Consider the following 21,278-nt stretch of genomic DNA (forward strand, 5'->3'; position numbering starts at 1 on the left):
TGGCCGATCGCGGCCCGTTCCGCCACTCGGCCAGATGTCACAGGTAGCGTCGGGGCACCCGGATCCAGCACCGGAAGGCGACCCGTCCCGGCATTCCGGCCAGGAGGCCACAGTGACCGACAGCAGTGAGGCAAATTCCCAGGCCGTGACGCCGGCGGCAGCCGAAGGTCGCGCCGCTCCGAGCGACGAGCAGGAGCACTGGTGGACCAAGTGGCTCGTGCTGATCTTCGTGGTGACGCTGCTCGCGGGCATCCTCTTCGGCTACGACCAAGGCGTCATCGCCGGTGCCCTGAATGGCATGACAAAGGAGTTCGACCTCAGCTCGACCATGAAGGAGGTAATCACCTCCTGGGTCACGCTCGGGGCCCTGTTCGGTGCTCTCGTGGCCGGCATGCTGGCCGACCGCCTCGGCCGCCGCACCGCGATACTGCTGGCCGCCGCACTGTTCACCGCCGGCGCGCTGCTTGAATCGCTCGCTCCCGACACTGCCGTGCTCGTCGTGGGTCGACTGGTGGTCGGCTTCGGCGTCGGTGTGGCCTCCGTTGCGGCACCCCTCTACGCAGCGGAGACCGCGCCCACCCACCTGCGCGGCCGCTTCGTGTCGTCCTACCAACTCGCGATCACCATCGGCATCTTCGTGGCCTACGTGGTCGACTGGGCGCTGACCAACTCCGACAGCTGGCGGGTGATGCTCGGCGTGTCGGCAGTTCCGGCAGTCCTGCTGCTCATCGCCGCATGGCCTCTGCGTGACACTCCCCGCTGGTACATGAAGGCTGGGCGTCGTGACGATGCCCGCGAGGCACTGCTTAGGATCCGCGACGCCGATCAGGTCGAAAATGACCTCGACGGCATCCAGTCCGCCCTCGACAAGGGAGAGGAGGCGAGCTGGAAGGAGGTCTTCGGCAAGGACCTGCGCAAGCCCCTCTCGATCGCCATCGGCCTCGCCGTGTTCCAGCAGTTCACCGGGATCAACGCGATCATCTACTACGCCAACGAGATCTTCGCCGATGCCGGGTTCAACACCCCACAGGAACAGGCGGCTGCCACGACGTGGTCGATCGGCGCCGTCAACGTGGTCGCCACCTTCATCGCAATCGCCTACATCGACCGTTTCGGCCGCAAGCCCCTGTTGCAGGCGGGCCTCGTCGGCATGGGGCTCAGCCTGACCGTGGTCGGCATTTCGTTCCTGTTCCTCGATGACAGCTCCACTCACGCCTCCGACGCCGGAATCGTCACCCTCGTGGCGCTGGTGGTGTTCATCGCAAGCTTCGCCTTCTCGCTGGGTCCGGTCACGTGGACGGTTATCAACGAGGTGTTCCCCAATCGGGTGCGCGGCCGGGCGGTATCGGTGGCGACCGCCGTCAACTGGCTCAGCGCCTGGGTGGTCAGCCAGTTCTTCCTCACACTTGTCGACTTGATAGGTCCATCGGCCACGTTCTGGCTGTTCGCCACGTTCAGCGCCATTGCATTCGTGTGGATATGGCTGCGGGTGCCGGAGACGAAGGGCAAGTCGCTCGAGGAGATCGAGGCGATGCTGCTGCCTAGTGAACAGCAGCCCGAAGGCAGCTGAACGCTCCGACCGCTCGGCCGGCGGCGCAGTACCCGAAACTGGTCACCGGTGCCCTGCGGGGTAACCTTCGCCAGTGGCTGGCCCCAATCCCCTGTCGGTACTGCCGTCAATGGCTCAGGACCTGGCCCGCGTCGAGTCGGACCTTCTCGACTCGGTCCGCTCCGACGAGGAGTTCCTCACCGAGATCGCCTCACACCTGATCACTGCGGGTGGAAAACGTGTGCGGCCCGGATTCTGCATCGCCTCGGCAGCCACCACCCGTGAGGCCGACGCACCGGCCTCCGCTGAGTCGGTAACTGGTGGGGTTGCAGTCGAGCTGGTCCACCTCGGATCGCTGTACCACGACGACGTGATGGACGAAGCAGAGGTTCGCCGCACGGTCGACAGCGTCAACGCACGCTGGGGCAACCTGCGCGCGATCCTCGCCGGTGACTTCCTGCTGGCCAGGGCTTCGGAGCTCGCAGCCGGACTCGGGGTCGAGGTGGCCGGCCTGCTTGCGGCCACCATCAGCCGGCTGTGCGAAGGCCAGCTGCTCGAACTGCAGCACGCCCACGACCTCGGTCGCACCGAAGACGCCTACATGCGCTCGATCGAAGGCAAGACCGCATCGCTGCTCGCCGCGGCATGCCGGATCGGCGCCCTGGTCGACGGAGCACCCGAGAGCCATGTCGAGGCACTCACCGTGTTCGGGCGGTCCTACGGAATGGCATTCCAGCTCGTGGACGACGTGCTCGATCTGGTCGCCACCGAGGAGCAGCTCGGCAAGCCCGCCGGCCACGACCTCGAAGCGGGCGTCTACACGTTGCCTGTGCTGCACACACTCGCCGGATCCGAGGGCGAGGAGCTGCGCGAACTTCTCAGCCCACCGCTGGATGACCCGGCCCGCGCCAAGGCCCTTGACCTCGTACGCAGTGGCGACGGGGTTGCTGTGACCATCGCAGCCGCTCGATCCCAGGCATCCGACGGCCGCGCTGCGCTAGGCGAACTACCTCCGAGCCCCGGGGTCACCGGCCTCAGGGCAGCCGCCGACTACCTGCTCGACAGTGTCGAGGCCGCAGCTGGCTGAGCTGCGGCCTCCCGGTCACATGAACTTGGTGATTGCGGAAACGTCGTAGCGGTTGATCTCGGTGCCGGTCACCTTGAGTCCGGCCATCCCGCCGAGGAACTCGATCATGTGTGGCGCCGACATGTGCGCTGTGAGCGCCTCGTCGTTGTCCCACTCCTCATAGACACGGAAGACGCCGGGATCCGAGGTGTGCGCCCAGAAGCCATAGGTGACGTTGCCGTCCTCGGCGAGGGTGGCCTCGACAAGCGGACCGAAAAGTGCCACTGCCGCGTCGTGGTCGGATGCTTCGACGGTGATGAGTCCTGAGATGACGATCATGGGGCCGAACCATACCGGTTGGTGAATCCGGGGCCGCAACGGGCATCGCGGTGGCACCGGCGCCAGAATGACGAAGTGATAGCAGTCATCTCCCACGCATGGACCTCCGACGCCGACAGCGCGGCCGACGGCTACGTGTCAGGCATCGAACGTTTCGGGGAGTTCCACGAACGCCAACCCGGTTTCCGGGGACGGGTGCTCGTGCGCAGCCAGAGCGACGACACCCATTTCACCAACATCCGGTTCTTCGACGACGTGTCCGCCTACGAGGCGATGATCCACGTGCCGGGATACGCGGACCACATCAACGGGCTCGCCGAGCACCTGCGACCCCACGAGGGGGCTCCCGGCAAGGACTACGCCGACGTGGTGGTGCACGAGTGGCCCGACGACCCCTCGGGGGCTGCATCGTGAGTTACCTGCTGGTGCACGGCGCCTTCCGCGGCGGCTGGGCATGGGGTGAAGTCCCGCGACTGCTGCGTGAACGGGGCAACGACGTGCTCGCCCCGAGCCTGCTCGGCATGGGAGAGCTGGCACCCCCACCCAAGGATCGCGGGATCGTCACGCTCGATGACTGGCGCCGCCAGCTGGCTGGGCTCGCCGAGCTGGAGGAGCTGAGCGAGGTCGTGGCCGTCGGTCATTCACAGGGAGGGCTGGCGGTGCGCTCGGCAGCGGATGCGCTCGGGGACCGTCTGGCGGCGATCGCCTACCTCGACGCACCAATCGCGCGAGCCGGCCAGAGAGGGGTCGACCTCTCGGGTCCCAAGGCGCCCGGCCAATTGCCACCGCGTGACATGTGGATCGAGGCCGTGCCACTGGGGCCCGACAGCGGGCTCGACGAGACGCAGCTGGCATGGGTCAACGAGCGACTCGGGCCGACGCCCGTCGCCCCATCGCTCGACCCGGTCGAGGGGCCCGAGCCGACGGTGCCCACACACGTGGCGTTCTGCACCGGCACCCCAGAGGGCTTTCCATCGACGGTCACCCGGGCCACGATGGACGTCGCGCAGCAACCGTACGAGCTGTTCGACGCGCCGCACGACGTCGCGGTGGCGGCGCCTGTTGCCGTCGCCACCTGGTTGGAGCGGATCAGACCGGGTCGGTGATCCCGGCCACCGTTCGCTCAGCCGGCCGCGTAGGCCGGAAACGGACCAGCTGCGACCACGACATCGACCGATTCACCCTCGGTCAGCTCCGCAGGTCCTGCGACCTCCGCCCGCACCGACTTGCCACCCACGACCACCTCGTAGGCCGTGGCCGGCCCGCGGTACTCGACCGCCGACACGACGCCTCCCCCTTCGGGGTCGCGGCGCAGGACGAGTTGCTCAGGCCGCAGCACGACCCGTACCTGGCCGTCGTGGCTGCCGGCCAGCGCCAGCCGACCCAGCGAGGTGGTCGCCGACGCCCCATCGGCGCGGCCCTCGATGACGTTGACCTCACCGACCATCCGGGCGGTCCACTCGTCGACCGGTCGCTCATACACCTCGCGGGGCCGGCCCTGCTGCACGGAGCGGCCGCGGCGCATCACAGCCACTTCGTCGCCGAGCACGAACGCCTCGTCGCGGTCGTGGGTGACCAACACCGTCGTCACACCCACCTCCGCCAGCAACCGGTGCACATCCGCACGGACGCGACTGCGCAGCGCTGCGTCCAGGTTGCTGAACGGCTCGTCCAGCAGGAGCACGTCGGGCCGCTGCGCGAGTGCCCTTCCAAGGGCCACACGTTGCTGCTGACCGCCGCTCAGCTGCGAGGGCATCCGGGCTCCCAGGCCCTCGAGTCCCACCAGTGCGAGCGTGTCACCCACCACACTGCCATCGCGACGCCTGGGAGCCGGTAGTCCGAAAGCGATGTTTGACGCCACGTCGAGATGGGGGAACAACGCCCAGTCCTGGAACACCATTGCGACACGCCGCTGCTCCGGGACGACATTGGTGCCACCGCCAGTGAGCAACCGGCCCTCGATGCTCACCGAGCCGGCCGACGGAACCTCCAGGCCGGCGACCACGCGCAGCAGCGTGGTCTTGCCGCAGCCGCTCGGCCCGAGCAGGGACAACACACAACCGCTGGGCACCTCGGCCGCGAAGCCATCGAGCACCACGTTGCCGCCGAAGGCGAATTCGACTCCCTCGACGAGCAGGCCGGGCTGGTTGCCGGCGGGCGTCGTGGCGGGCTCAGGCGCCACCGGGCTCATCGGCCTCGGGGCGCAGTGTCGGGAACAACACGACGTCGCGGATCGTGTGCACGTCGGCGAGCAGCATCACGAGTCGGTCGATTCCGATTCCGAGGCCCACGGTGGGTGGCAGGCCGTAGTCGAGCGCACGCAGGTAGTCGGTGTCGACCGCCATCGCCTCGTCGTCGCCGGCATCGCGCAATGCGGCCTGGTCCTCGAAGCGACTGCGCTGCTCCGCGGGATCGGTGAGCTCGGAGAACCCGTTGCAGAGCTCGCGGCCCACCACGATTGCCTCGAACCGCTCCACCAACGAGGGGTCGTCACGGTGCGCCCGCGAGAGCGGCGACACCTCGGCCGGGTAGTCGGTCACGAAGACCGGGTCCCAGAGATCGTGCTCGGTTGTCTTCTCGTAGAGCTCGAGCAGCAGCTTGCCAGGCCCCCACGCATCCTCGTGTGGAACGCCATTGGAGTCACACAGCGAGCGCAGCTCCTCGACCGACGTGTGCACCGACACCTCGGTGCCGACGCGCTCGGAGGTGAGCTCGGCCAGCGGGCGGCGCGCCCAGGGCGTGGAGAGGTCGACCTCGCGGCCGTCGTAGGTCACCGTGGTCGATCCGCAGAGCGTCTGGGCCAGGTGGGCAACCAGCGTCTCGGTCAGCTCCATGTGAACCGAGTAGTCGCCGTAGGCCTCGTAGCACTCGAGCATCGTGAACTCGGGATTGTGCCGGTTGGAGATGCCCTCGTTGCGGAATACGCGGGCCACTTCGAAGACCTTCTCGAAGCCGCCGACCACCAGCCGCTTCAGGTACAGCTCAGGAGCGATGCGCAGGTACAGGTCCATGTCGAGCGCGTTGTGGTGGGTGGTGAACGGTGTGGCCAGGGCGCCGCCCGGTATCGGGTGGAATACCGGGGTCTCCACCTCGAGGTAGCCGCGCTCCTCCATGAACCGCCGCGTCAGCGACAGCAACTCCGAGCGGAGCCGGAACGTGCGGCGGGCCTCCTCGGTCACCCACAGATCGACGTAGCGCTGGCGGTAGCGCATGTCGACATCGGAGATGCCGTGGAACTTGTCGGGAAACACCCGGCGGGTGGGGGCGAGCAGTGTCCACTCATCGACGCGCACGGACAACTCGCCGCGACGCGTTGTCATCACCTCACCGCGCACACCGATCCAGTCACCCAGGTTGAGCTGGCAGAAGTCCTCGAAGTCGGGCGTGGCCTTGGAAGGCGCGAAGAGCTGGATGCGACCACTCGAGTCGGCGAGCGTGCCGAAGGCCAGCTTGCCCTGAACCCGGCGCAACATCAGCCGACCGGCGATCGATACGACCTCACCCGTCTCGGTGCCGGGTTCGAGCCCGGAGTGCTGCTCCTCGAGCCCGGCGGCGGTCGCGTCGACCTCGAAGGCGTAGGGCTGTTCGAAGCCGTCAGTGCGTGCGATGTCGGGGTCAGTCACTGTCCTGGTTCTTCCGCCAGATGAGCCGCAGGCCGTGCAGCGTGAGCCATGGCTCCTCGTACTCGATGCACTCGGTGACCGGTGCAATGAGGCTCGCCAGCCCGCCGGTGCTCACGACTGTCGCCTCGCCGAGAGTGGCCTCGATGCGCCGGCACATCCCGTCGACCATCGACGAGTAGCCGTAGACCGCGCCCGACTGCACCGACTCCACGGTGGTCTTGCCGATCACGCTGCGCGGCTCGGTGAGCTCGACCTGGCGAAGGGCGGCGGCCCGTCCGAACAGCGCATCCATCGAGATCTCGATGCCGGGGAAGATCGCGCCGCCCAGGTACTCGCCCTTGTCGGAGATGACGTCGAAGGTGGTGGCAGTGCCGAAGTCCACCACGATCGTCGGACCGCCGTAGAGATCGTGCGCTCCGACCGCGTTGGCGATGCGGTCGGCACCGACCTCCTTGGGGTTGTCGTAGAGCACCGGCATCCCGGTTCGCACACCCGCACCCAGCACCACCGGTTCGATGTCGAGGTATCGCTCACAGACCCTGCGGAGTTCGAAGGTGACCGTCGGGACTCCGGACGACACCGCCATACCTGCCACATCGGAGGTGAGGTCGAGGCCCTTCGTGGCCAGCAACTCCCGCAGCATCAACGCCAGCTCGTCGCTGGTGCGCTCGGTGTGGGTGGCGAGGCGCCAGTGGTCGAGCAGCTCGTGGCTGCGGTCACCGGAGTCGTAGAGCCCGATGACCGTCTGTGTGTTGCCGACGTCTATGACGAGCAGCAATTCGGCTCCCTCGTTGGGTGGTGGCTGGATCGTACGGCGCCCGATGGCTCCGAGTGCTCCAAGCATGGCCCCGCAGGCCACGCCGCGCCCACTTCGTTGCCGGCGCCGCAGGGGCCGCCGGACCTGCGCCGACTCAGCCCAGGTCGAGGCCTATGTCGAGCACCGGTGCCGAGTTGGTGATAGCACCGACCGAGATCTGGTCGACTCCCGTCGCCGAGTAGGCGCCGACGGTGTCGAGCGTCACCCCGCCCGACACCTCGAGCAACGTGCGTCGGACCGCTCCGGTCTGGATCCGGGCAGCCTCCTCGACGCAACTGCGCACCGTCTGCGGCGACATGTTGTCGAGCAGCACCGCGTCGGCACCACATGTGATTGCTTCTCTGCACTGCTCGAGGGTGTCGCACTCCACGTGCACCGTCCTGCCGGGCCAGCGGTCCCTCGCGACGTCGATGGCCTCTGCGATTCCGATCCCGCCGAGGTGGTTGTCCTTGATGAGCATCCAGTCCGACAGGTTGCCGCGGTGGTTGCGGCCGCCCCCGGCGCGAACGGCCGCCTTGGCCAGGCTGCGCAGGCCGGGGATCGTCTTGCGGGTATCCCAGATCCGCGCCGACCCGCCGGCGGCGGCCGCCTCCACGTACGTGGCCGTGAGGGTTGCGATGCCGCTGAGGAGACCCAGGAAGTTGAGCGCCGTGCGTTCGGCGGTGACGATCGAGGGGAGCAGACCCGTCACCTCACCGAACGGCTCCCCCGCCGCCAGGGCTGCGCCCTCGGACGCCATCCACCGCAGATCGACCGCGGGATCGATCGCCAGGAATGCTTCTTGCGCACACCGCGTACCAGCCAGGCGCCCATCGGAGCGCGGCACGAATCGGGCTGTGGCAGTGCGGTCGTCCAGCACGCCTGCTGTCAGGTCACCGAGCGGAAGGAGGTCCTCCTCGATGGCCCGGCGCACCGCGTCACGCACTGCGGGCGCGGGCGGATGCAGCCAGCGGTCACCGGACTCGCGACTCACGGGTGGCCCTGGCCCCGCGTGGCCACATCGGAGCTGGCGTGGTGGCCGAAGTCGACGGGGTCCTCTTCATCGGAGTCATCGTGCAGGACCGGCGCGCTGTCCTCGATGCCCTCGAAGCCGAGGTCCTCGACTTCGTGACCCGCAGTTCCGAGCGCGGAGGTCACGTCGATGCGGGGCGCGTCGTCGCCGTTCGCCTCTTCGGACTCGTCGACTCTGGGCTCGTCGTCTTCACTCACCGAAGCGAGGCTACCGGCACATCAACCGGCTGGCGCCACGAGGCGGACCCGACCCGCCTCGGTGGACTCGGGGTGGTCCTCGCGCCAATGGGTGCCCCGGGACTCCTCACGCGCCAGCGCCGCGGACACGAGCAGGTGACTCAACTCGACGAGGTTCGTCGCCTCGGCCCGGCCAACGGTGTCGCTCCCGGCGTGGTGCAGGGACTCCGAGACGACCGCGATGGTGTCCAGAACGCCGCGGAGCGACTCAGCGGACCTCTCGACCCCGGCACCGTCAGTCATCGCATGTGCCAGGCGCGCCCTGAGCTCGTCGGCGGTTGCCCTCGCCAGGGGCTCCGCCGGTGGCAGTTCGGCCAGCTCCAGGCCACGCGTGGGTATCGACGCATCGCCCGGCTCGCCACCCGGCACCACCGGTGCCAGGGCGCCCGTTGCCTGCGCTGCGGTCCGGCCGGCAATCACCGCCTCCACCGCTCGGGGAGCGAACACCATCCCCTCGAGCAGTGAGTTGGAGGCGAGTCGGTTGGCACCGTGCACGCCCGTGCATGCCACCTCGCCGCACGCCCACAGCCCCTCCACCGTCGTGGCGCCATCGAGGTCGGTGAGCACGCCACCGCACAGATGGTGCGCCGCCGGATGCACCGGAAGCAGGTCCTTGGACGCATCGAGGCCGGCCGACGCGAGCACCGACGCGATGTTGGGGAAGCGGTGCGCGAAGTCGTCGAGACCCGTGGCATCCAGCCACACGTGGTCGGTGCCATCGGCCCGCATCGTGTTCAGGATCGCCCGCGACACCACGTCGCGCGGCTGCAGCTCGTCGACGAACTGCTCCCCCACCGCATCGCGCAGGATCGCCCCGTGGCCGCGCAGCGCTTCGGTGAGCAAGGGCCGCGGCGAGCGCGAATGGTGCAGTGCAGTCGGGTGGAACTGGAAGAACTCGACATCGGCGACTGCCGCTCCGGCCCTCATGGCTGCGGCGACACCATCACCGGTCGCCTCGGTGGGGTTGGTGGTCACCGAGTACATCTGGCCTGCACCACCTGCGGCCAGCAGCACGTTGCGTGCATCCACTGTGTGGACTACTCCGTCACGCGAGATGCAGGTGGCACCCACACAGCGCCCCTCGGCGGTCACGATGTCGCGCACGAAGGTCTCCTCGTGGATCACCACGGCGCTTCGGCGGACCGCATCGACCAGCGCCCGTTCGATCTCCGCACCGGTGGCGGCGCCACCGGCGTGAACCACGCGGGCCACGGAGTGGCCACCCTCGCGTGCGAGCTCGAGGTTGCCCTGCGCATCACGGTCGAACTCGGCACCGAGGGCGATGAGTTCCTCGATGCGCCGCGGGCCCTCGTCGACCAGCACGCGTACGGCATCCACGTCGCACAGGCCCGCTCCCGCGGAGAGCGTGTCGGCCATGTGCAGGTCGATCTCCTCGGGGTCGGCCGAAAGGGCGGCGGCCACCCCACCCTGGGCAAACCGCGTGGTGGCCTGCTCGAGGCCGCCCTTGGTGACGATCCCGGTCCGAAGGCCGTGCTCGGTGGCCGCGCGCACCGCGGCCGACAGCCCGGCCACGCCCGAACCCACTACGAGGAGGTCCAGCTCGCCCTCAACCATCGGCCACCTGCGGCGGGTCGGCGGAATCGATGTTGTCGATGAGGCGCGCCCGTCCGAAGCGGATCGCTCCGAACAGTCTCGACCCGGGCCGGCAGCGCTGCTGGCGCTCGAGCGTTGCCGGGTCGGCCACCTCCACGTAGTCGAGCTCACCCAGGGGAGCCGACCTGATCTGCGATGCCATCGCCTCGCGCACTGCATCTGCGTCGGTCTGGCCTCCGGCGATCAGCTCTGCTCCGGCGCGCAGGGCACGATTGAGCACGGGGGCCACGCGCCGCTCGTCGTCGTCGAGGTAGGCGTTGCGGCTGGAGAGCGCCAGGCCGTCGGCAGCCCTCGCGGTGGGGCACCCGACCACCTCGACAGGAAACGACAGCTCCCGGGCCATCGTCGACACGATCGCAAGCTGCTGGAAGTCCTTCTCCCCGAAGTACGAGCGGCAGGGACCCACGATGTTGAACAACTTGGCCACCACCGTGCACACCCCTGCGAAGTGCGTCGGGCGAGATGCTCCTTCCATCGCGCCTGCGAGGGCCGCGACCGACACGCTCGTGGCGACTCCGTTGCGTCCGGCGGGATACATCTCGGACTCGTCGGGTACGAACAACACGGTTGCTCCGGCTTCGGCAGCCTTGGCGGAGTCGCCATCGATGTCGCGCGGGTAGGAGTCGAGGTCTTCGCCCATGGCGAACTGCAGTGGGTTGACGAAGATCGTGGTGACGACCTCGTCGCAGTCGGCCGCGGCGGCGCGCACGAGCGACTGGTGGCCCGTGTGCAGGTAGCCCATCGTCGGCACCAGACCCACCGTCGCTCCCCCACGGCGCGCGGCGTCCAGGTGCGAGCGCAGGTCACCGATGTGGTGCAGGGTCAGCATCGCCGCAGCGTCAGGAGTCGGGCACGCAGTCGGTGAACGACTCCGGCCGCACCGAGTCGGGCCGGGCACCGGCGGTGAGCTCGACTGACACGACGTCCTTGACCAGCCAGCACTTCGTCGGGGCTCCCGGGATGCGCAGCCGACCGGCATCGAGACGGCCCTTGCGGAGCCAATCCAGCGGGATCGAGGCCCGGTACTGCCCGTCCCCCGAGCTCACGGTGGCGTGGTCGGCACCAGGTTCCGGCGAGGCGAGCGCCAGCAGCGACGCGAGCGGTCCGGCGCGCTGCACCAACTCCATGGGGTGGCGCACCGCTCCATTGATCAGCAGCGTGGTGGGCTGGGTGTCCTGCACGTCTACACGCTACCGGCGCCCGAGATCGGGCACGTCCCGGCCGGCGAGACGCGCCGCCGCTGTGACCAACGCGACGTAGGCATCGCGCTCGGACTCATCGATTGCCGCCAGGTGGCTGCGCACCGTGGACCAGTCGCCCCGGGACACGGGACCGGTGAGCGCCGCGGCCGGTCCGAGCGAGGCAGCATTGTCGAGCGAGCCCTGCGCAAGGTCGATGAATGCCTCGAGGGGAACGCCGGCGGATGCCGCGATCCGCTCGACCTGACCCATCAGGGCCACCAGGTGGTTGGAGGCCACCACTGCAGCTGCGTGGTATGCGGCACGACGGCCGTCGTCGACTTCCACGAATCGGCCCCCGAGGGCCTCGACCAGCTCGGCGGCGAGTGGATCGCCGCTCACCGCAAACCATGCGCCACGCAGACGCCCGGCTCCGACCTCGGGGTCGGGCAACGACACGAGCGGATGCACCGAGGCCCGAGCGGGGTGCCTCGACAGCACCTCCAGGCCCACGCTGCCGGCACAGTGTGCGACGACCCGGCTGGAATCGACCGGCACCGCCAGAGACACCTCCTCGATCGCGGCGTCGGGCACGCAGAGCAACACAAGGTCGCACTGCGGCAGGGAGTCGGCACCACCACTGGCCAGGAGCGCCCGGTCGACCGAGGTCACGGTCCACCCTGCCTCTCCGAGCGCCCCGGCGAAGGACCCGCCGGCCCGCCCGCCCCCAACCACGGTGACGTGACGCTCCGTCACAGGTCCCCCAGCTGAACCACCGTTCCGTCTGCGAGTCGCAGGTCGTCCTCGCTCACCAGATCAGGATCGAGATCACGCAGCGGTGCCAGCACAAATCGACGCTGCTTCCAGCGCGGATGGGGGATGGTGAGCCTGTCGGTGTCCATCTCGACGCCGTCCATCCAGATGATGTCCACGTCGAGGGTGCGGGGGCCCCATCGCTCCTCGCGGACCCGCTCGGCGTTGGCCTCGATCCGGTGGCACAACCCGAGCAGTTCAGTTGGCCCGAGGTCTGTGTGAACCTCGACGACCACGTTGAGGAAACGGGCCTGGTCGGGGCCCCCGACGGGGTCTGTCTCATAGAGCGGCGACACCGCCGCCACGCCGGGGAGCATCTCCACTGCCTGCCTCAGGTGCGCCGCACGGTCACCCATGTTGGATCCGAGTGACAGGAACGTCTTGCGGGTCGCGCCCTGCGCGCCCACCGCGCCGGGGCTCAACGCTCCTGCCCGGACCGGCGCACAACCCGCACGCCGGAGCTCTCGAGCGCATGGGCCACCGGCGGCCGCATCTTGCGCACGGCCACCGAGACCGCATCGATACGGTTGTCGCAACCCAGCACCTCGTCGGCGAGGAGGGTCGCCAATCGCTCCAGCAGCTGCGGACGCGCCGCAGTTGCCACCGCGGCGACCCGGTCGCACACCAGGCCGTAGTCGACGGTGTCCTCGAGCGAGTCGCTGACGCCGGCGCGGCTGAGGTCGATGCGCAACTCGAGGTCGATCTCGATGGGTTGGGCGCGTTCGCGTTCCTCCGGCAGGACACCCACCACTGCGGTCAGTGCCATGCCTCGCAACTCGATCAGGTCGGAATCATCCATGGCCGCTACCTGCGCATCGGGCTTGTCTGTCAACGGTCGGGGGCGGCCTTGAGGGCCTCACCGACGACGTAGCGGCCATCCGCGCCCAGCTGACGGCCGGTGATGCCCTCGATGATCGTGATCGCACGCGGTGGTTCGGGCACCATCGCCGTGTACACGAGATATCCGGCGAGGAACCCCAGCAGGCGCTCGGAGATCTCGTCCTGGTGCAACAGGAGCTTGCGGTTCTCAGCGAGCATCCGCGCCAGCTCGTTGTAGGAATCCGTCAGGTACCGACTGATCTCGTCGGTGACGGGGAACGGCCAGTGGCGCCAGCGCACACCCATCTCGTCATAGTTGTGCAGGTTGTGAGGGGCCGAGGAGAGCGAGATGACGCGGTCGAAGTCCTGCTCGCGCACCCAGATGATCTCTTCCTGGCGGCGGACCTTGCGATGGTTCTCGCCGAAGCCACCGGGGCGTTCGCAGATTGCCAGACTGTCCTTGATGATCCAGTCGAAATAGCGCGGCTGTATGCCCTGGGCCCACTTACCCTTGGCCATTTTCGAGTCCTTTCAACCGGACGCCGGCTCACCGGCGAGGGCAGTCACCGCTGAAACGGTGGCGCGAATATCATGCACCCGCACGCCGCGGGCACCATGGATGATGGCCCAGGAAGCCGCCGCAAGCGAACCCTGAAGCCGGTCGCCTGTCACGGTCGGTTCGACCGAGTCGAACTCGGCCCCACTCCCCACAAGGCCTCCGGGGGTTCGCGGAGGGTAGGGACTGCACGCATCGTCGGACCGGGCGGTCAGCACCCCCATGCTCCGCTTGGCGCTCACGCCGACCAGGACGGGGTGGCCATCAGCCACCAGGCGGTCGATTCCGGCCAGCAATGCGACGTTGTGGGCCGTGGTCTTGCCGAACCCGATGCCGGGGTCGACCCAGACCTCGGACACACCTCCCCGCAGCGCCAGGCGGGCTCGTTCCGCCAGGAACGACCGGACCTCGTCGACCACGTCTTCATAGTGCGGCGCCGCCTGCATGGTGGCGGGTTCCCCGGCCATGTGCATCGCCACCCAGGCAGCGCCGGCGCCGGCAGCCACCTCATGGAGGCTCGCAGACACATCGTTGAGCATCGCCGCTCCCGCTGCGAGCGCCCGCATGGCCGTCTCCTCGTTGCGCGTGTCCACCGAGATCCGGGCCCCCCCGAGTGCCGGGTGGCCGGCCAGCGCCTCGATCACGGGAAGTACCCGTCTCTGCTCCTCGGACACGGTCACCCGCGTTGCCCCGGGCCTGGTCGACTCGCCGCCCACATCGATGATCGTGGCGCCGTCGGACACCATCGCGATGGCTGCCTGCACTGCGGTTTCCGGGTCGAAGTGCCTGCCGCCATCGGAGAACGAGTCGGGCGTGACGTTGAGGATCCCCATCACCTCCGGGCGTGGGGATGAGTGCACCAGCTGCCTCTCTCAGCCCCGGCCCCGCTCGATGAAGCGCATCGCCTCGGAGCGGGCGCTGGCATCCTCGCGGAACAACCCGCGCACGGCAGAGGTGACGGTGGACGACCCGGGCTTGCGCACACCACGCATCGCCATACACATGTGCTCGGCCTCGATCACCACGAGCACGCCGCGCGGGCTGAGGCTCTCCTCGACCGCATCGGCCACCTGGGTGGTGAGACGCTCCTGCACCTGGGGGCGGCGGGCGTAACCGTCGACCAACCGGGCCAATTTCGAAAGCCCGGTCACGCGTCCGTCGTCGTCGGGAACGTAGGCCACATGTGCCTGGCCGTGGAAGGGCACCAGGTGGTGCTCGCACAACGAGAACAGCGGGATGTCGCGGACCATGATCATCTCGTCGTGATCTGCATCGAACGTGGTGCGCAGGTGACGCCCCGGGTCTTCGTGCAGCCCGGCACAGGTCTCGGCGTACATGCGGGCCACACGCGCCGGAGTCTCGAGCAGGCCCTCGCGGTGCGGATCCTCGCCGATCGCCGCCAGGATCTCCTTCACTGCCGACTGAATGCGCGCCAGGTCCACCTGCGGGGCGAGCTCGGGGCGCAACGGGAGGTCCTCGGGCACGTTCAGGTTGCCCACGGGTTCACCGGTGCCGTCGCCGTACGCCATGGCACTCAGTCCGAATCCGCATCGTCGCCAGCATCGGGTTGATAGAGGGCGAGGTACCGGAGGTTGCGGTAGCGCTCATCGACATCGAGCCCATAGCCGATCACGAAGTCGCCCGGGATCGTGAAGCCGACGTAGCGCACACCAAGCCCTTCGAGATCGGCCGACTCGCGGGCGAGCAGCGCACACACCTCGAGGCTCGCGGGGCCGCGCGCTTCGAGGCTGCGCCTCAGGTACCGCAGAGTCAGGCCGGTGTCGACGATGTCTTCCACAAGGATCACGTGGCGGTCGGTCAGGTCGACTTCGAGGTCCTTCACCAGCCGCACGACACCCGAGGTGCGTGTGCTCGAGCCGTATGACGACACGGCGATGAAGTCGATCTGTACGGGCAGGTCCGTGGCCCGGGCAAGGTCGGTGAGAAACACGTACGCACCCCGCAACACGCAGACCAGCAGTGGTGCCTCGCCCGCGTAGTCACGCGACAGCTGTTCGCCGAGCTCCCTGATCCTCTGTGCGAGCTGCTCCTCGGTCAGCAGGACCTCGCCGATGTGCGGATCACTCTCGATGGAGGGAAGGGATTCGCTGGTGCTCACGGTGCGAGACGATACCCCGCCCCGCTCAGGATCGGTACAGCGACAGGCGACCGCCGCTGCGGCGCAGTGTCCAACCGGCCGCGACCTCACACGAGCGGTGGCGGCCGTCGGCGACTGACAGCATCCTCGACACCGCTGAGCGGTCGGGCGGCAGCAGCCCTCCGGTCTCGGTGCGCCACCACCCACGCAGGGCCTCTGATGCCAGGGCTTCCGGCGCGGCAGCAAGGACCCGTGCATCGGTGACGTCGAGCTGGGAAGCCAGGGTTGCCACCAGGTCCGCCTGCTCCCCGGCCAGCTCCGCGGTCCGCGCGAGCAAGGGCACGACGTCACGCCCCGCCACATCGCGCAGCAGGGGCAGCACCTCGGATCGCACCCGGTTTCTCGTGAACCGTTCCAGCTCGTTCATCGGATCCTGCAACGGCTCGACGCCGAGGTGCCTGCACAGGCCCACCGTGTGCTCGCGACGCAGGGCGAGCATCGGGTGCGTTGTGCTGTCCATGGCGGCAAGCCCCACCGGGCCCGTCCCGCGCAGCAGGCGCAGAATGACGGTCTCGGCCTGGTCGTCCATGGTGTGCCCGGTCAGGCAGGCCACAGGCAACACCGCCCGTCGGGACTCACGGCAGCGCCGCTCCAGGTCGGCACCGTCATCGACCACCGCCCGGTGCGCAACGAAGTCGGCCGACCACGCACGACAGAGTCCGGCAACCACGTCCGCCTCCGTATGGCTGTCGGTGCGCAGCGCATGGTCGACGTGGTGGGCGGTGACCTCGGCGCCCGATGCAACCGCCAGCGCAAGCAACGCAGTCGAGTCGGGCCCCCCGGACACTGCCACGTCGCAGCGGTCGGCGAACGTGCAACGCTCGAGCAGCGCGGCCACCACCGGGTCAGCGCGGTCCGGTACCCGCCCAGCCAGCTTCTCCACAGGCCTCACCGCCTGGCTGGAACCGACTCGCCGATCCGTGCCAGCCAGAGTTGCGGTTCGATGATCTCGGCCTGGGTGGGCAGGTTGGCGGGCTCCTCGAATGCACGGTTGAGCAGCTCGGGGCCTCCGCTGGACTCAACCACCTCGATGAACTTCTCGCCCTGTTCGTACTGGTTGAGCTTGGCCTCGAGTCCGATCAGCCGCTGCAGCAGCTTGCTGGCCATGCCCATCTCGCGACGGCGTGCCCTCAGTGCCTTCGCGAACCGCTCCGCCTGGGGCACCCTGTGCAGCGCTGCGCGGTCCATGGTGACGTCGCCATGGCCTTCGAGCAGGCTCATCATCCCACCCACCTGCTCCATTGCGGCTCGCTGTTCGCCGGACGCGAACAGCGCCGACAGGCCGCCGTCGTCGAGGGGGTTGCGACCGGTGCGCACGCCCTCGGCCACACGCCCGATGACCACGAATACCCGGCCGGGGTCCGGCTCAGCCATGCCCACCAGTTCGCCGACCAGCGACAGGAAGTGCTCGCGCAGCCAAGGCACGCCGGTGAACTGGGTGCGATGTGTGACCTCGTGCAGGGCCACCCACATCCTGAACTGCTCGGGAGGAAACGAGTGCTTCTTCTCGAGGCCCAGGATGTTCGGCCCCACGTAGTAGACGATGTCCTGCTCGTCGGGGTCCTCCTCCTCGAGCACGAGTAGGTCGTACTGGCCGAGCACCCTTGCCGACATCCACCCGAGAAGGGCCCCCAGTTCGGCACCGGCGAACTTGCCGGAAAGGGTCGCAACCGGTCCGGTCATCCGCTCATCGAGTGTCTCGAGAACCGGGCGCAGCAAGCGGCCATACGAGGCGATGTTGGCGTCCACCCAGTCACCGCGATCGACCACGCGGGCGCGGGCGGCGCCGGCGAGTGAGGTGAAGCCGACTTCAGCTTCGACATGGATCTGGGCTTCCGCGGTGAGCCGCTCGAAGTCAGCCTCCAGGCCCTCGGCGTGGTACGACTCCGCGAATGGATCCGTGCCCGAGAAGCGACGGGCCACCCGGCGAGCCAACTCCCAGTCCACGGTGTCGCTCATCGCCGGCCCGCGCAGTTCCGCAGCCGCCTGCCCCCTGAGGGATCAGGCGGTGTCCTTGGGGTATCGGGTGCGCACGACCTTGAAGAAGTAGAGGGCCACGATCCCGACCACGATCGCGACGGCAGTGAGTGCGAGGGGCACCGCCAACCAGAAGTGCCAGATCGTCTCTTCGGCGAACATGTCACAATTCTAGGGGGACGCGACTGGCCGATCACATCCTGTGCCGGTCAGCCGGGGCCGTCGGTGTCGGCGCGGTCCGCGACGTGGAGCAACTTCGAGCGCAGCTCGGCCGGCATCTCCTCGGCGCACTTGGAGGCCACGACGCGCCGGAGCTCGGCGTGGAAGTCGAAGGCCTCGAGGCAGGGCGAGCAACGCTGGAGGTGCTCGGCAACGGTGTCCATGTCGGCGTTCTGGAGCTCGCCGTCGAGGTACTCGTAGAGCTGCGCGACCGCGCCCTCGCAGTCAGGGTCGCCATCGGCTCTGTGATCGTGGGTGTCGGTCACTGCTCAACCACCTCGGGCTCCTCGGCGGCAAGTCCCCGCGCAGCCGCAAACGTGTGCAACGACTTCTGCAGGGCCTTTCTTCCCCTGTGCAGTCGACTCATGACCGTGCCAATGGGGACGTCCATCATCTCAGCGATCTCCTTGTAGGCGAATCCCTCGACGTCGGCCAGCAACACCGGTACCCGGAAGTTCTCCGGAAGCGATTCGATCGCCTCCTTGACCTCGGCCTCGGTGAACATGTCCATCAACTCGTCCTCGGCACTGCGGCCGAGCGACGCCGCCTCGAGTCCACCGAGGCGGCGGTACAGGAACAGGTCCTCGACCTCGTCGAGTTCGGTCTGCTCCGGTCGCCGCTGCCGGGCCCGATAGGTGTTGATGTATGTGTTGGTGAGGATCCGGTACAGCCAGGCCCGGAGGTTGGTTCCGTCCCTGAAGTTGCCGAATCCCCGGTAGGCACGCAGGAACGTCTCCTGCAGCAGGTCCTCGGCATCGGCCGGGTTGCGAGTCATGCGCATGGCCGCGCCGTAGAGGCCGTCCATGAACGGCGCCACTTGCTCGCTGAACTGGGCTTGGTCAGCCATCGGGACCACGGTAGGCCCAAGGAGCCCCGACCGACAGCCGGGTCAACGGCTGAATATGGCCATGCCCAGCGAGGCCGACCCGAACTCCTCGCCCTCGGATGTCGGGTTGACGTCCAGGCCGGGCTGCTCAATGTCCGCGAGGGCCAGACGACCCTCGCCGAGCTCTACCGTGCCCTCGGCTGACCACCTAGGGTCGCCGCCATGGCGACGGACCCCGCCGACGCGGCGCAGCCGACCGGCATGCAACGACACGGCGCCGTGATTCGGTCGCTGGTGACCGTCGGCATCCTGATTCCCATCTTCGGGGTCGTCCTCGCGAACATCATCGATCTCGGACTCGTCTGGCAGGCGATCAAGGACCTCGAGTACAGGATCGCAACATGGGTGTTCGTGGTTCCGGTCGGCCTCGCGGTCCGGGCGCGGTGGCGCTGGCCGGCCAAGGACCGCACGGGCGAGGATCCGGTGGAAGTGGCATTCAGGAGAAGGGCGAGCGCGGCATGACCGGAAACGGACCCGGAGACCTCGATGCCGAGGCGGTGGCGCGCCTGGCGCAACGCTCGGGTCTGGAAGTGGCGGAGGGCCACCTCCCCTCGGCCCAGGTGGCGCTGGCCCACAACGGCTCGCTCGTGCTGGACCGCACATTCGGAGCGCCTGAGGACACGCGGTACGTGATGTTCTCCTGCACCAAGGCCATTACCGCGTCCGCGGTCTGGCTGCTGTTGCAGGAGGGACAGCTCACCGAGGACACGCTCGTGGCCGACGTCGTGGAAGGGTTCGGGGACAACGGCAAGGGAGCCACCACGGTCGCCCACCTGCTCACGCACACCGCCGGCTTCCCGGATGCCGAGATGAGTCACGCCGACTGGTTCGACAAGCTTCGCCGACTCGAGGTGTTCGCCGGGTGGCCGGCGCAGTGGCGACCCGGGACCCACTTCGAGTACCACGGCACCTCGGCGAGCTGGGTGCTCGCGCACCTGATCGAAGCGCTCACCGGTCGCGACTTCCGTGATTACGTGCGCACAGAGGTGCTCGCTGCCACCGGTACCGAGGGAATCACACTCGGTTCGCTCCACCCTCCCGACTCACCGGCAGCGCAGGCGGAAGTGTCCGCCGCCACACTCACGACCGTGGGCGACCCTCCAGATGCATCGCTGGCAGAAGCGATCGGGCTCGACATCTCCGCGATCGGGAGCGACCAGGCATCACTCCTGCTTCACGACGATCCCGTGTTTCGCGCGACCGGCCAGCCCGCGGGCGGGGCGATATCGCGCGCCGCCCAGCTGGCGATGTTCTACCAGGCGTTGCTCGGCAACACGTCGGGGCCGTGGAGCGCCGAGACCCTGAGTATCGGTACTTCTGAGATCCGCGTCACGATGCCTGACCCGATGACATCTGTCGCGGCAAACCGCACCCTGGGCCTCGTCGTAGCCGGCGACGATGGCCATGCGATGATGCGTGGTCTGGGCCAGAGCGTGTCGGAGCGCGCTTTCGGCCACATGGGTGCGGGCGGCCAGGTCGCCTGGGCGGACCCGGCAACCGGTTTGTCCCTTGCATGGTTCACAAACGGCCTCGACCGCGACCCGGTGCGCATGGGTATCCGCGCCGACGAGATTTCCACCGCTGCTGGTGGATGTGTGAAGCGGCCGTGAGGCCGCCCGTCAGATTGCCGACTGGGCGGTCTGGCGCAGCGTGAGCGCAGCCATGCGGGACTTTGTCTCGCGCGGGAACTCGCCGAACACCTCGCGGTAGCCCTTGGCGAAGGAACCCTGGTGCTTGAAGCCCTCTGCCTCGGCAGCCTCGGCCACCGATATGCCGTCGCCCAGCCGGAGCCGTGACCGAACCCGGTTGAGCCGGCGGAGCTTCAGCCAGCGGGCGGGGCCGATGCCGACTGCGGATTCGAAGGAGCGGTAGAGCGTCGCTCGCGACACCCCGACCTCTTCCCAGACCTGCTGAACGGTATTGGGGTTGTCGCGGGCAATGAACTCCATAGCCTCGCTCACCACCAACAACGAAGGCTGCGGCTCGGGTTGCACGCTGTCCACCACGCAATGCTCGATGGCAGACGACAACTCGGCCGCCGTGGTGTCCTGTTGGCTGGCCATGGCGCGCTCCATCACTTCGCGAAACGCTGCCGCCGCGGGTTCAGAAGGGCGCAGCACCGTGAACTCCTTGACGGAGTCGAGTCCGACGGCCCCCTTTGTGAACTCTGTGACGTCGAGGCAGTCGACCGGTCCGCGGAACCAGTTGAATCCCCACGTGTCAGGAGGTGTTAGCACGACGGAGCCTTCCACCAGCCGGTGTGCCCGGCAGATGGGAGGGCGATCGGCGCGGACCACCAGCGCAGCCGATGGACGGGAGCCGGAGCACCATTCGCTGACGAACTCCTCGGAGTAACGCCGGGACGAAACCGCCCATTGCGAGTTGACTTCGCCCTTCCAAAGTATGCGGGTCTCCG

The 21,278-nt window shown here is 68.4% G+C and carries 28 protein-coding genes; 6 read left to right on the forward strand and 22 right to left on the reverse strand.

Annotated features, from left to right (window positions below):
• The first annotated feature begins 112 nt into the window (after window positions 1–112).
• Together GY812_11045 and GY812_11050 are read left to right on the forward strand one after the other, a co-directional pair.
• A complete protein-coding gene (locus GY812_11045) occupies window positions 113–1,570 on the forward strand; it encodes a sugar porter family MFS transporter (protein ID MCP4436010.1) in 1,458 nt (485 codons plus the stop codon).
• A 73-nt stretch (window positions 1,571–1,643) separates the two neighbouring features.
• Window positions 1,644–2,636 (forward strand): polyprenyl synthetase family protein, encoded by a 993-nt coding sequence (locus tag GY812_11050; GenBank protein ID MCP4436011.1) that lies wholly within the window; start codon window positions 1,644–1,646, stop codon window positions 2,634–2,636.
• A gap of 15 nt (window positions 2,637–2,651) precedes the next feature.
• Here the strand turns inward: GY812_11050 and GY812_11055 are convergent, their stop codons facing one another.
• Window positions 2,652–2,954 carry an antibiotic biosynthesis monooxygenase gene (locus tag GY812_11055; protein MCP4436012.1) on the reverse strand — a complete coding sequence of 101 codons (303 nt, stop codon included), beginning with the start codon at window positions 2,952–2,954 and terminating at the stop codon, window positions 2,652–2,654.
• Between the two features lie 75 nt (window positions 2,955–3,029).
• Here GY812_11055 and GY812_11060 point away from each other — a divergent pair, with 75 nt between their 5' ends.
• Together GY812_11060 and GY812_11065 are read left to right on the forward strand one after the other, a co-directional pair.
• A complete protein-coding gene (locus tag GY812_11060; GenBank protein ID MCP4436013.1) occupies window positions 3,030–3,368 on the forward strand; it encodes a hypothetical protein in 339 nt (112 codons plus the stop codon).
• Window positions 3,365–4,060 carry an alpha/beta hydrolase gene (locus GY812_11065; GenBank protein ID MCP4436014.1) on the forward strand — a complete coding sequence of 232 codons (696 nt, stop codon included), beginning with the start codon at window positions 3,365–3,367 and terminating at the stop codon, window positions 4,058–4,060. Before GY812_11060 ends, GY812_11065 begins: the two co-directional genes overlap by 4 nt.
• A gap of 17 nt (window positions 4,061–4,077) precedes the next feature.
• Here the strand turns inward: GY812_11065 and GY812_11070 are convergent, their stop codons facing one another.
• From GY812_11070 to GY812_11165, 20 genes are all read right to left on the reverse strand, one after another.
• Window positions 4,078–5,136 (reverse strand): ABC transporter ATP-binding protein, encoded by a 1,059-nt coding sequence (locus GY812_11070; GenBank protein MCP4436015.1) that lies wholly within the window; start codon window positions 5,134–5,136, stop codon window positions 4,078–4,080.
• Window positions 5,126–6,577: a lysine--tRNA ligase gene (gene lysS, locus GY812_11075; protein MCP4436016.1), complete on the reverse strand. Its 1,452-nt coding sequence runs from the start codon at window positions 6,575–6,577 to the stop codon at window positions 5,126–5,128. The genes GY812_11070 and lysS overlap by 11 nt, the downstream gene beginning before the upstream one ends.
• Window positions 6,570–7,355 carry a type III pantothenate kinase gene (locus GY812_11080; GenBank protein MCP4436017.1) on the reverse strand — a complete coding sequence of 262 codons (786 nt, stop codon included), beginning with the start codon at window positions 7,353–7,355 and terminating at the stop codon, window positions 6,570–6,572. Before GY812_11080 ends, lysS begins: the two co-directional genes overlap by 8 nt.
• A 133-nt stretch (window positions 7,356–7,488) precedes the next feature.
• Complete coding sequence (gene nadC, locus GY812_11085) at window positions 7,489–8,340, reverse strand: carboxylating nicotinate-nucleotide diphosphorylase (GenBank protein ID MCP4436018.1); 852 nt, start codon at window positions 8,338–8,340, stop codon at window positions 7,489–7,491.
• Window positions 8,341–8,363: 23 nt separating this feature from the next.
• Window positions 8,364–8,603, reverse strand: a complete 240-nt coding sequence (locus GY812_11090) for a hypothetical protein (GenBank protein ID MCP4436019.1) — start codon at window positions 8,601–8,603, stop codon at window positions 8,364–8,366.
• Between the two features lie 21 nt (window positions 8,604–8,624).
• Window positions 8,625–10,217 carry an L-aspartate oxidase gene (gene nadB, locus GY812_11095; GenBank protein MCP4436020.1) on the reverse strand — a complete coding sequence of 531 codons (1,593 nt, stop codon included), beginning with the start codon at window positions 10,215–10,217 and terminating at the stop codon, window positions 8,625–8,627.
• Window positions 10,210–11,085: a pantoate--beta-alanine ligase gene (locus GY812_11100; protein MCP4436021.1), complete on the reverse strand. Its 876-nt coding sequence runs from the start codon at window positions 11,083–11,085 to the stop codon at window positions 10,210–10,212. Before GY812_11100 ends, nadB begins: the two co-directional genes overlap by 8 nt.
• Window positions 11,086–11,095: 10 nt before the next feature.
• Window positions 11,096–11,437, reverse strand: a complete 342-nt coding sequence (locus tag GY812_11105; GenBank protein ID MCP4436022.1) for a hypothetical protein — start codon at window positions 11,435–11,437, stop codon at window positions 11,096–11,098.
• Window positions 11,438–11,446: 9 nt separating this feature from the next.
• On the reverse strand, window positions 11,447–12,106 hold the full coding sequence (locus tag GY812_11110) for a DUF2520 domain-containing protein (GenBank protein ID MCP4436023.1): 660 nt from the start codon (window positions 12,104–12,106) through the stop codon (window positions 11,447–11,449).
• Between the two features lie 80 nt (window positions 12,107–12,186).
• Window positions 12,187–12,603 carry a 2-amino-4-hydroxy-6-hydroxymethyldihydropteridine diphosphokinase gene (folK, locus tag GY812_11115; GenBank protein ID MCP4436024.1) on the reverse strand — a complete coding sequence of 139 codons (417 nt, stop codon included), beginning with the start codon at window positions 12,601–12,603 and terminating at the stop codon, window positions 12,187–12,189.
• Between the two features lie 62 nt (window positions 12,604–12,665).
• Window positions 12,666–13,046 carry a dihydroneopterin aldolase gene (gene folB / locus GY812_11120; protein ID MCP4436025.1) on the reverse strand — a complete coding sequence of 127 codons (381 nt, stop codon included), beginning with the start codon at window positions 13,044–13,046 and terminating at the stop codon, window positions 12,666–12,668.
• A 29-nt stretch (window positions 13,047–13,075) separates the two neighbouring features.
• Window positions 13,076–13,585 carry a hypothetical protein gene (locus tag GY812_11125; protein MCP4436026.1) on the reverse strand — a complete coding sequence of 170 codons (510 nt, stop codon included), beginning with the start codon at window positions 13,583–13,585 and terminating at the stop codon, window positions 13,076–13,078.
• Between the two features lie 12 nt (window positions 13,586–13,597).
• A complete protein-coding gene (gene folP, locus GY812_11130; GenBank protein ID MCP4436027.1) occupies window positions 13,598–14,455 on the reverse strand; it encodes a dihydropteroate synthase in 858 nt (285 codons plus the stop codon).
• Window positions 14,456–14,494: 39 nt separating this feature from the next.
• Window positions 14,495–15,112, reverse strand: a complete 618-nt coding sequence (gene folE / locus GY812_11135; protein MCP4436028.1) for a GTP cyclohydrolase I FolE — start codon at window positions 15,110–15,112, stop codon at window positions 14,495–14,497.
• A gap of 44 nt (window positions 15,113–15,156) precedes the next feature.
• Complete coding sequence (gene hpt / locus GY812_11140) at window positions 15,157–15,978, reverse strand: hypoxanthine phosphoribosyltransferase (protein MCP4436029.1); 822 nt, start codon at window positions 15,976–15,978, stop codon at window positions 15,157–15,159.
• Entirely contained in the window at window positions 15,767–16,573 is an 807-nt protein-coding gene (gene tilS, locus GY812_11145) for a tRNA lysidine(34) synthetase TilS (GenBank protein ID MCP4436030.1), read from the reverse strand. The genes hpt and tilS overlap by 212 nt, the downstream gene beginning before the upstream one ends.
• Window positions 16,574–16,668: 95 nt before the next feature.
• A complete protein-coding gene (locus GY812_11150; protein ID MCP4436031.1) occupies window positions 16,669–17,739 on the reverse strand; it encodes a hypothetical protein in 1,071 nt (356 codons plus the stop codon).
• A 42-nt stretch (window positions 17,740–17,781) separates the two neighbouring features.
• Window positions 17,782–17,919, reverse strand: a complete 138-nt coding sequence (locus GY812_11155) for a hypothetical protein (GenBank protein MCP4436032.1) — start codon at window positions 17,917–17,919, stop codon at window positions 17,782–17,784.
• Window positions 17,920–17,966: 47 nt separating this feature from the next.
• Window positions 17,967–18,242: a mycothiol system anti-sigma-R factor gene (gene rsrA / locus GY812_11160; protein ID MCP4436033.1), complete on the reverse strand. Its 276-nt coding sequence runs from the start codon at window positions 18,240–18,242 to the stop codon at window positions 17,967–17,969.
• Window positions 18,239–18,823, reverse strand: coding sequence for a sigma-70 family RNA polymerase sigma factor (locus GY812_11165; GenBank protein MCP4436034.1), 585 nt, complete (start codon window positions 18,821–18,823; stop codon window positions 18,239–18,241). The genes rsrA and GY812_11165 overlap by 4 nt, the downstream gene beginning before the upstream one ends.
• Window positions 18,824–19,024: 201 nt before the next feature.
• On the opposite strand from GY812_11165, the gene GY812_11170 reads away from it, so the two are divergent.
• The gene (locus GY812_11170; protein MCP4436035.1) at window positions 19,025–19,324 is read left to right on the forward strand and encodes a hypothetical protein; all 300 of its coding nucleotides are present in this window, start codon (window positions 19,025–19,027) and stop codon (window positions 19,322–19,324) included.
• A complete protein-coding gene (locus GY812_11175; protein MCP4436036.1) occupies window positions 19,321–20,472 on the forward strand; it encodes a beta-lactamase family protein in 1,152 nt (383 codons plus the stop codon). The genes GY812_11170 and GY812_11175 overlap by 4 nt, the downstream gene beginning before the upstream one ends.
• 9 nt (window positions 20,473–20,481) lie before the next feature.
• On the opposite strand, the gene GY812_11180 is transcribed toward GY812_11175, so the two are convergent.
• Window positions 20,482–21,099: an AraC family transcriptional regulator gene (locus GY812_11180; protein ID MCP4436037.1), complete on the reverse strand. Its 618-nt coding sequence runs from the start codon at window positions 21,097–21,099 to the stop codon at window positions 20,482–20,484.
• Between the last annotated feature and the right edge of the window lie 179 nt (window positions 21,100–21,278).

It is taken from the genome of Actinomycetes bacterium (assembly GCA_024222295.1).
In the GTDB taxonomy this organism is placed as follows: domain Bacteria; phylum Actinomycetota; class Acidimicrobiia; order Acidimicrobiales; family Microtrichaceae; genus JAAEPF01.

Bases quoted from the DNA above. Each gene is read 5' to 3' on its own strand.
- nadB (MCP4436020.1), bottom strand. From the start codon at position 10,217: ATGGTTGAGGGCGAGCTGGACCTCCTCGTAGTGGGTTCGGGCGTGGCC.
- GY812_11055 (MCP4436012.1), bottom strand. From the start codon at position 2,954: ATGATCGTCATCTCAGGACTCATCACCGTCGAAGCATCCGACCACGAC.
- folP (MCP4436027.1), bottom strand. From the start codon at position 14,455: ATGGGGATCCTCAACGTCACGCCCGACTCGTTCTCCGATGGCGGCAGG.
- GY812_11175 (MCP4436036.1), top strand. From the start codon at position 19,321: ATGACCGGAAACGGACCCGGAGACCTCGATGCCGAGGCGGTGGCGCGC.
- GY812_11170 (MCP4436035.1), top strand. From the start codon at position 19,025: ATGGCGACGGACCCCGCCGACGCGGCGCAGCCGACCGGCATGCAACGA.
- GY812_11150 (MCP4436031.1), bottom strand. From the start codon at position 17,739: ATGAGCGACACCGTGGACTGGGAGTTGGCTCGCCGGGTGGCCCGTCGC.
- GY812_11155 (MCP4436032.1), bottom strand. From the start codon at position 17,919: ATGTTCGCCGAAGAGACGATCTGGCACTTCTGGTTGGCGGTGCCCCTC.
- GY812_11100 (MCP4436021.1), bottom strand. From the start codon at position 11,085: ATGCTGACCCTGCACCACATCGGTGACCTGCGCTCGCACCTGGACGCC.
- folK (MCP4436024.1), bottom strand. From the start codon at position 12,603: ATGGGTGACCGTGCGGCGCACCTGAGGCAGGCAGTGGAGATGCTCCCC.
- GY812_11165 (MCP4436034.1), bottom strand. From the start codon at position 18,823: ATGGCTGACCAAGCCCAGTTCAGCGAGCAAGTGGCGCCGTTCATGGAC.
- GY812_11125 (MCP4436026.1), bottom strand. From the start codon at position 13,585: ATGGCCAAGGGTAAGTGGGCCCAGGGCATACAGCCGCGCTATTTCGAC.
- folB (MCP4436025.1), bottom strand. From the start codon at position 13,046: ATGGATGATTCCGACCTGATCGAGTTGCGAGGCATGGCACTGACCGCA.
- hpt (MCP4436029.1), bottom strand. From the start codon at position 15,978: ATGCACGGGTCCTTGCTGCCGCGCCGGAAGCCCTGGCATCAGAGGCCC.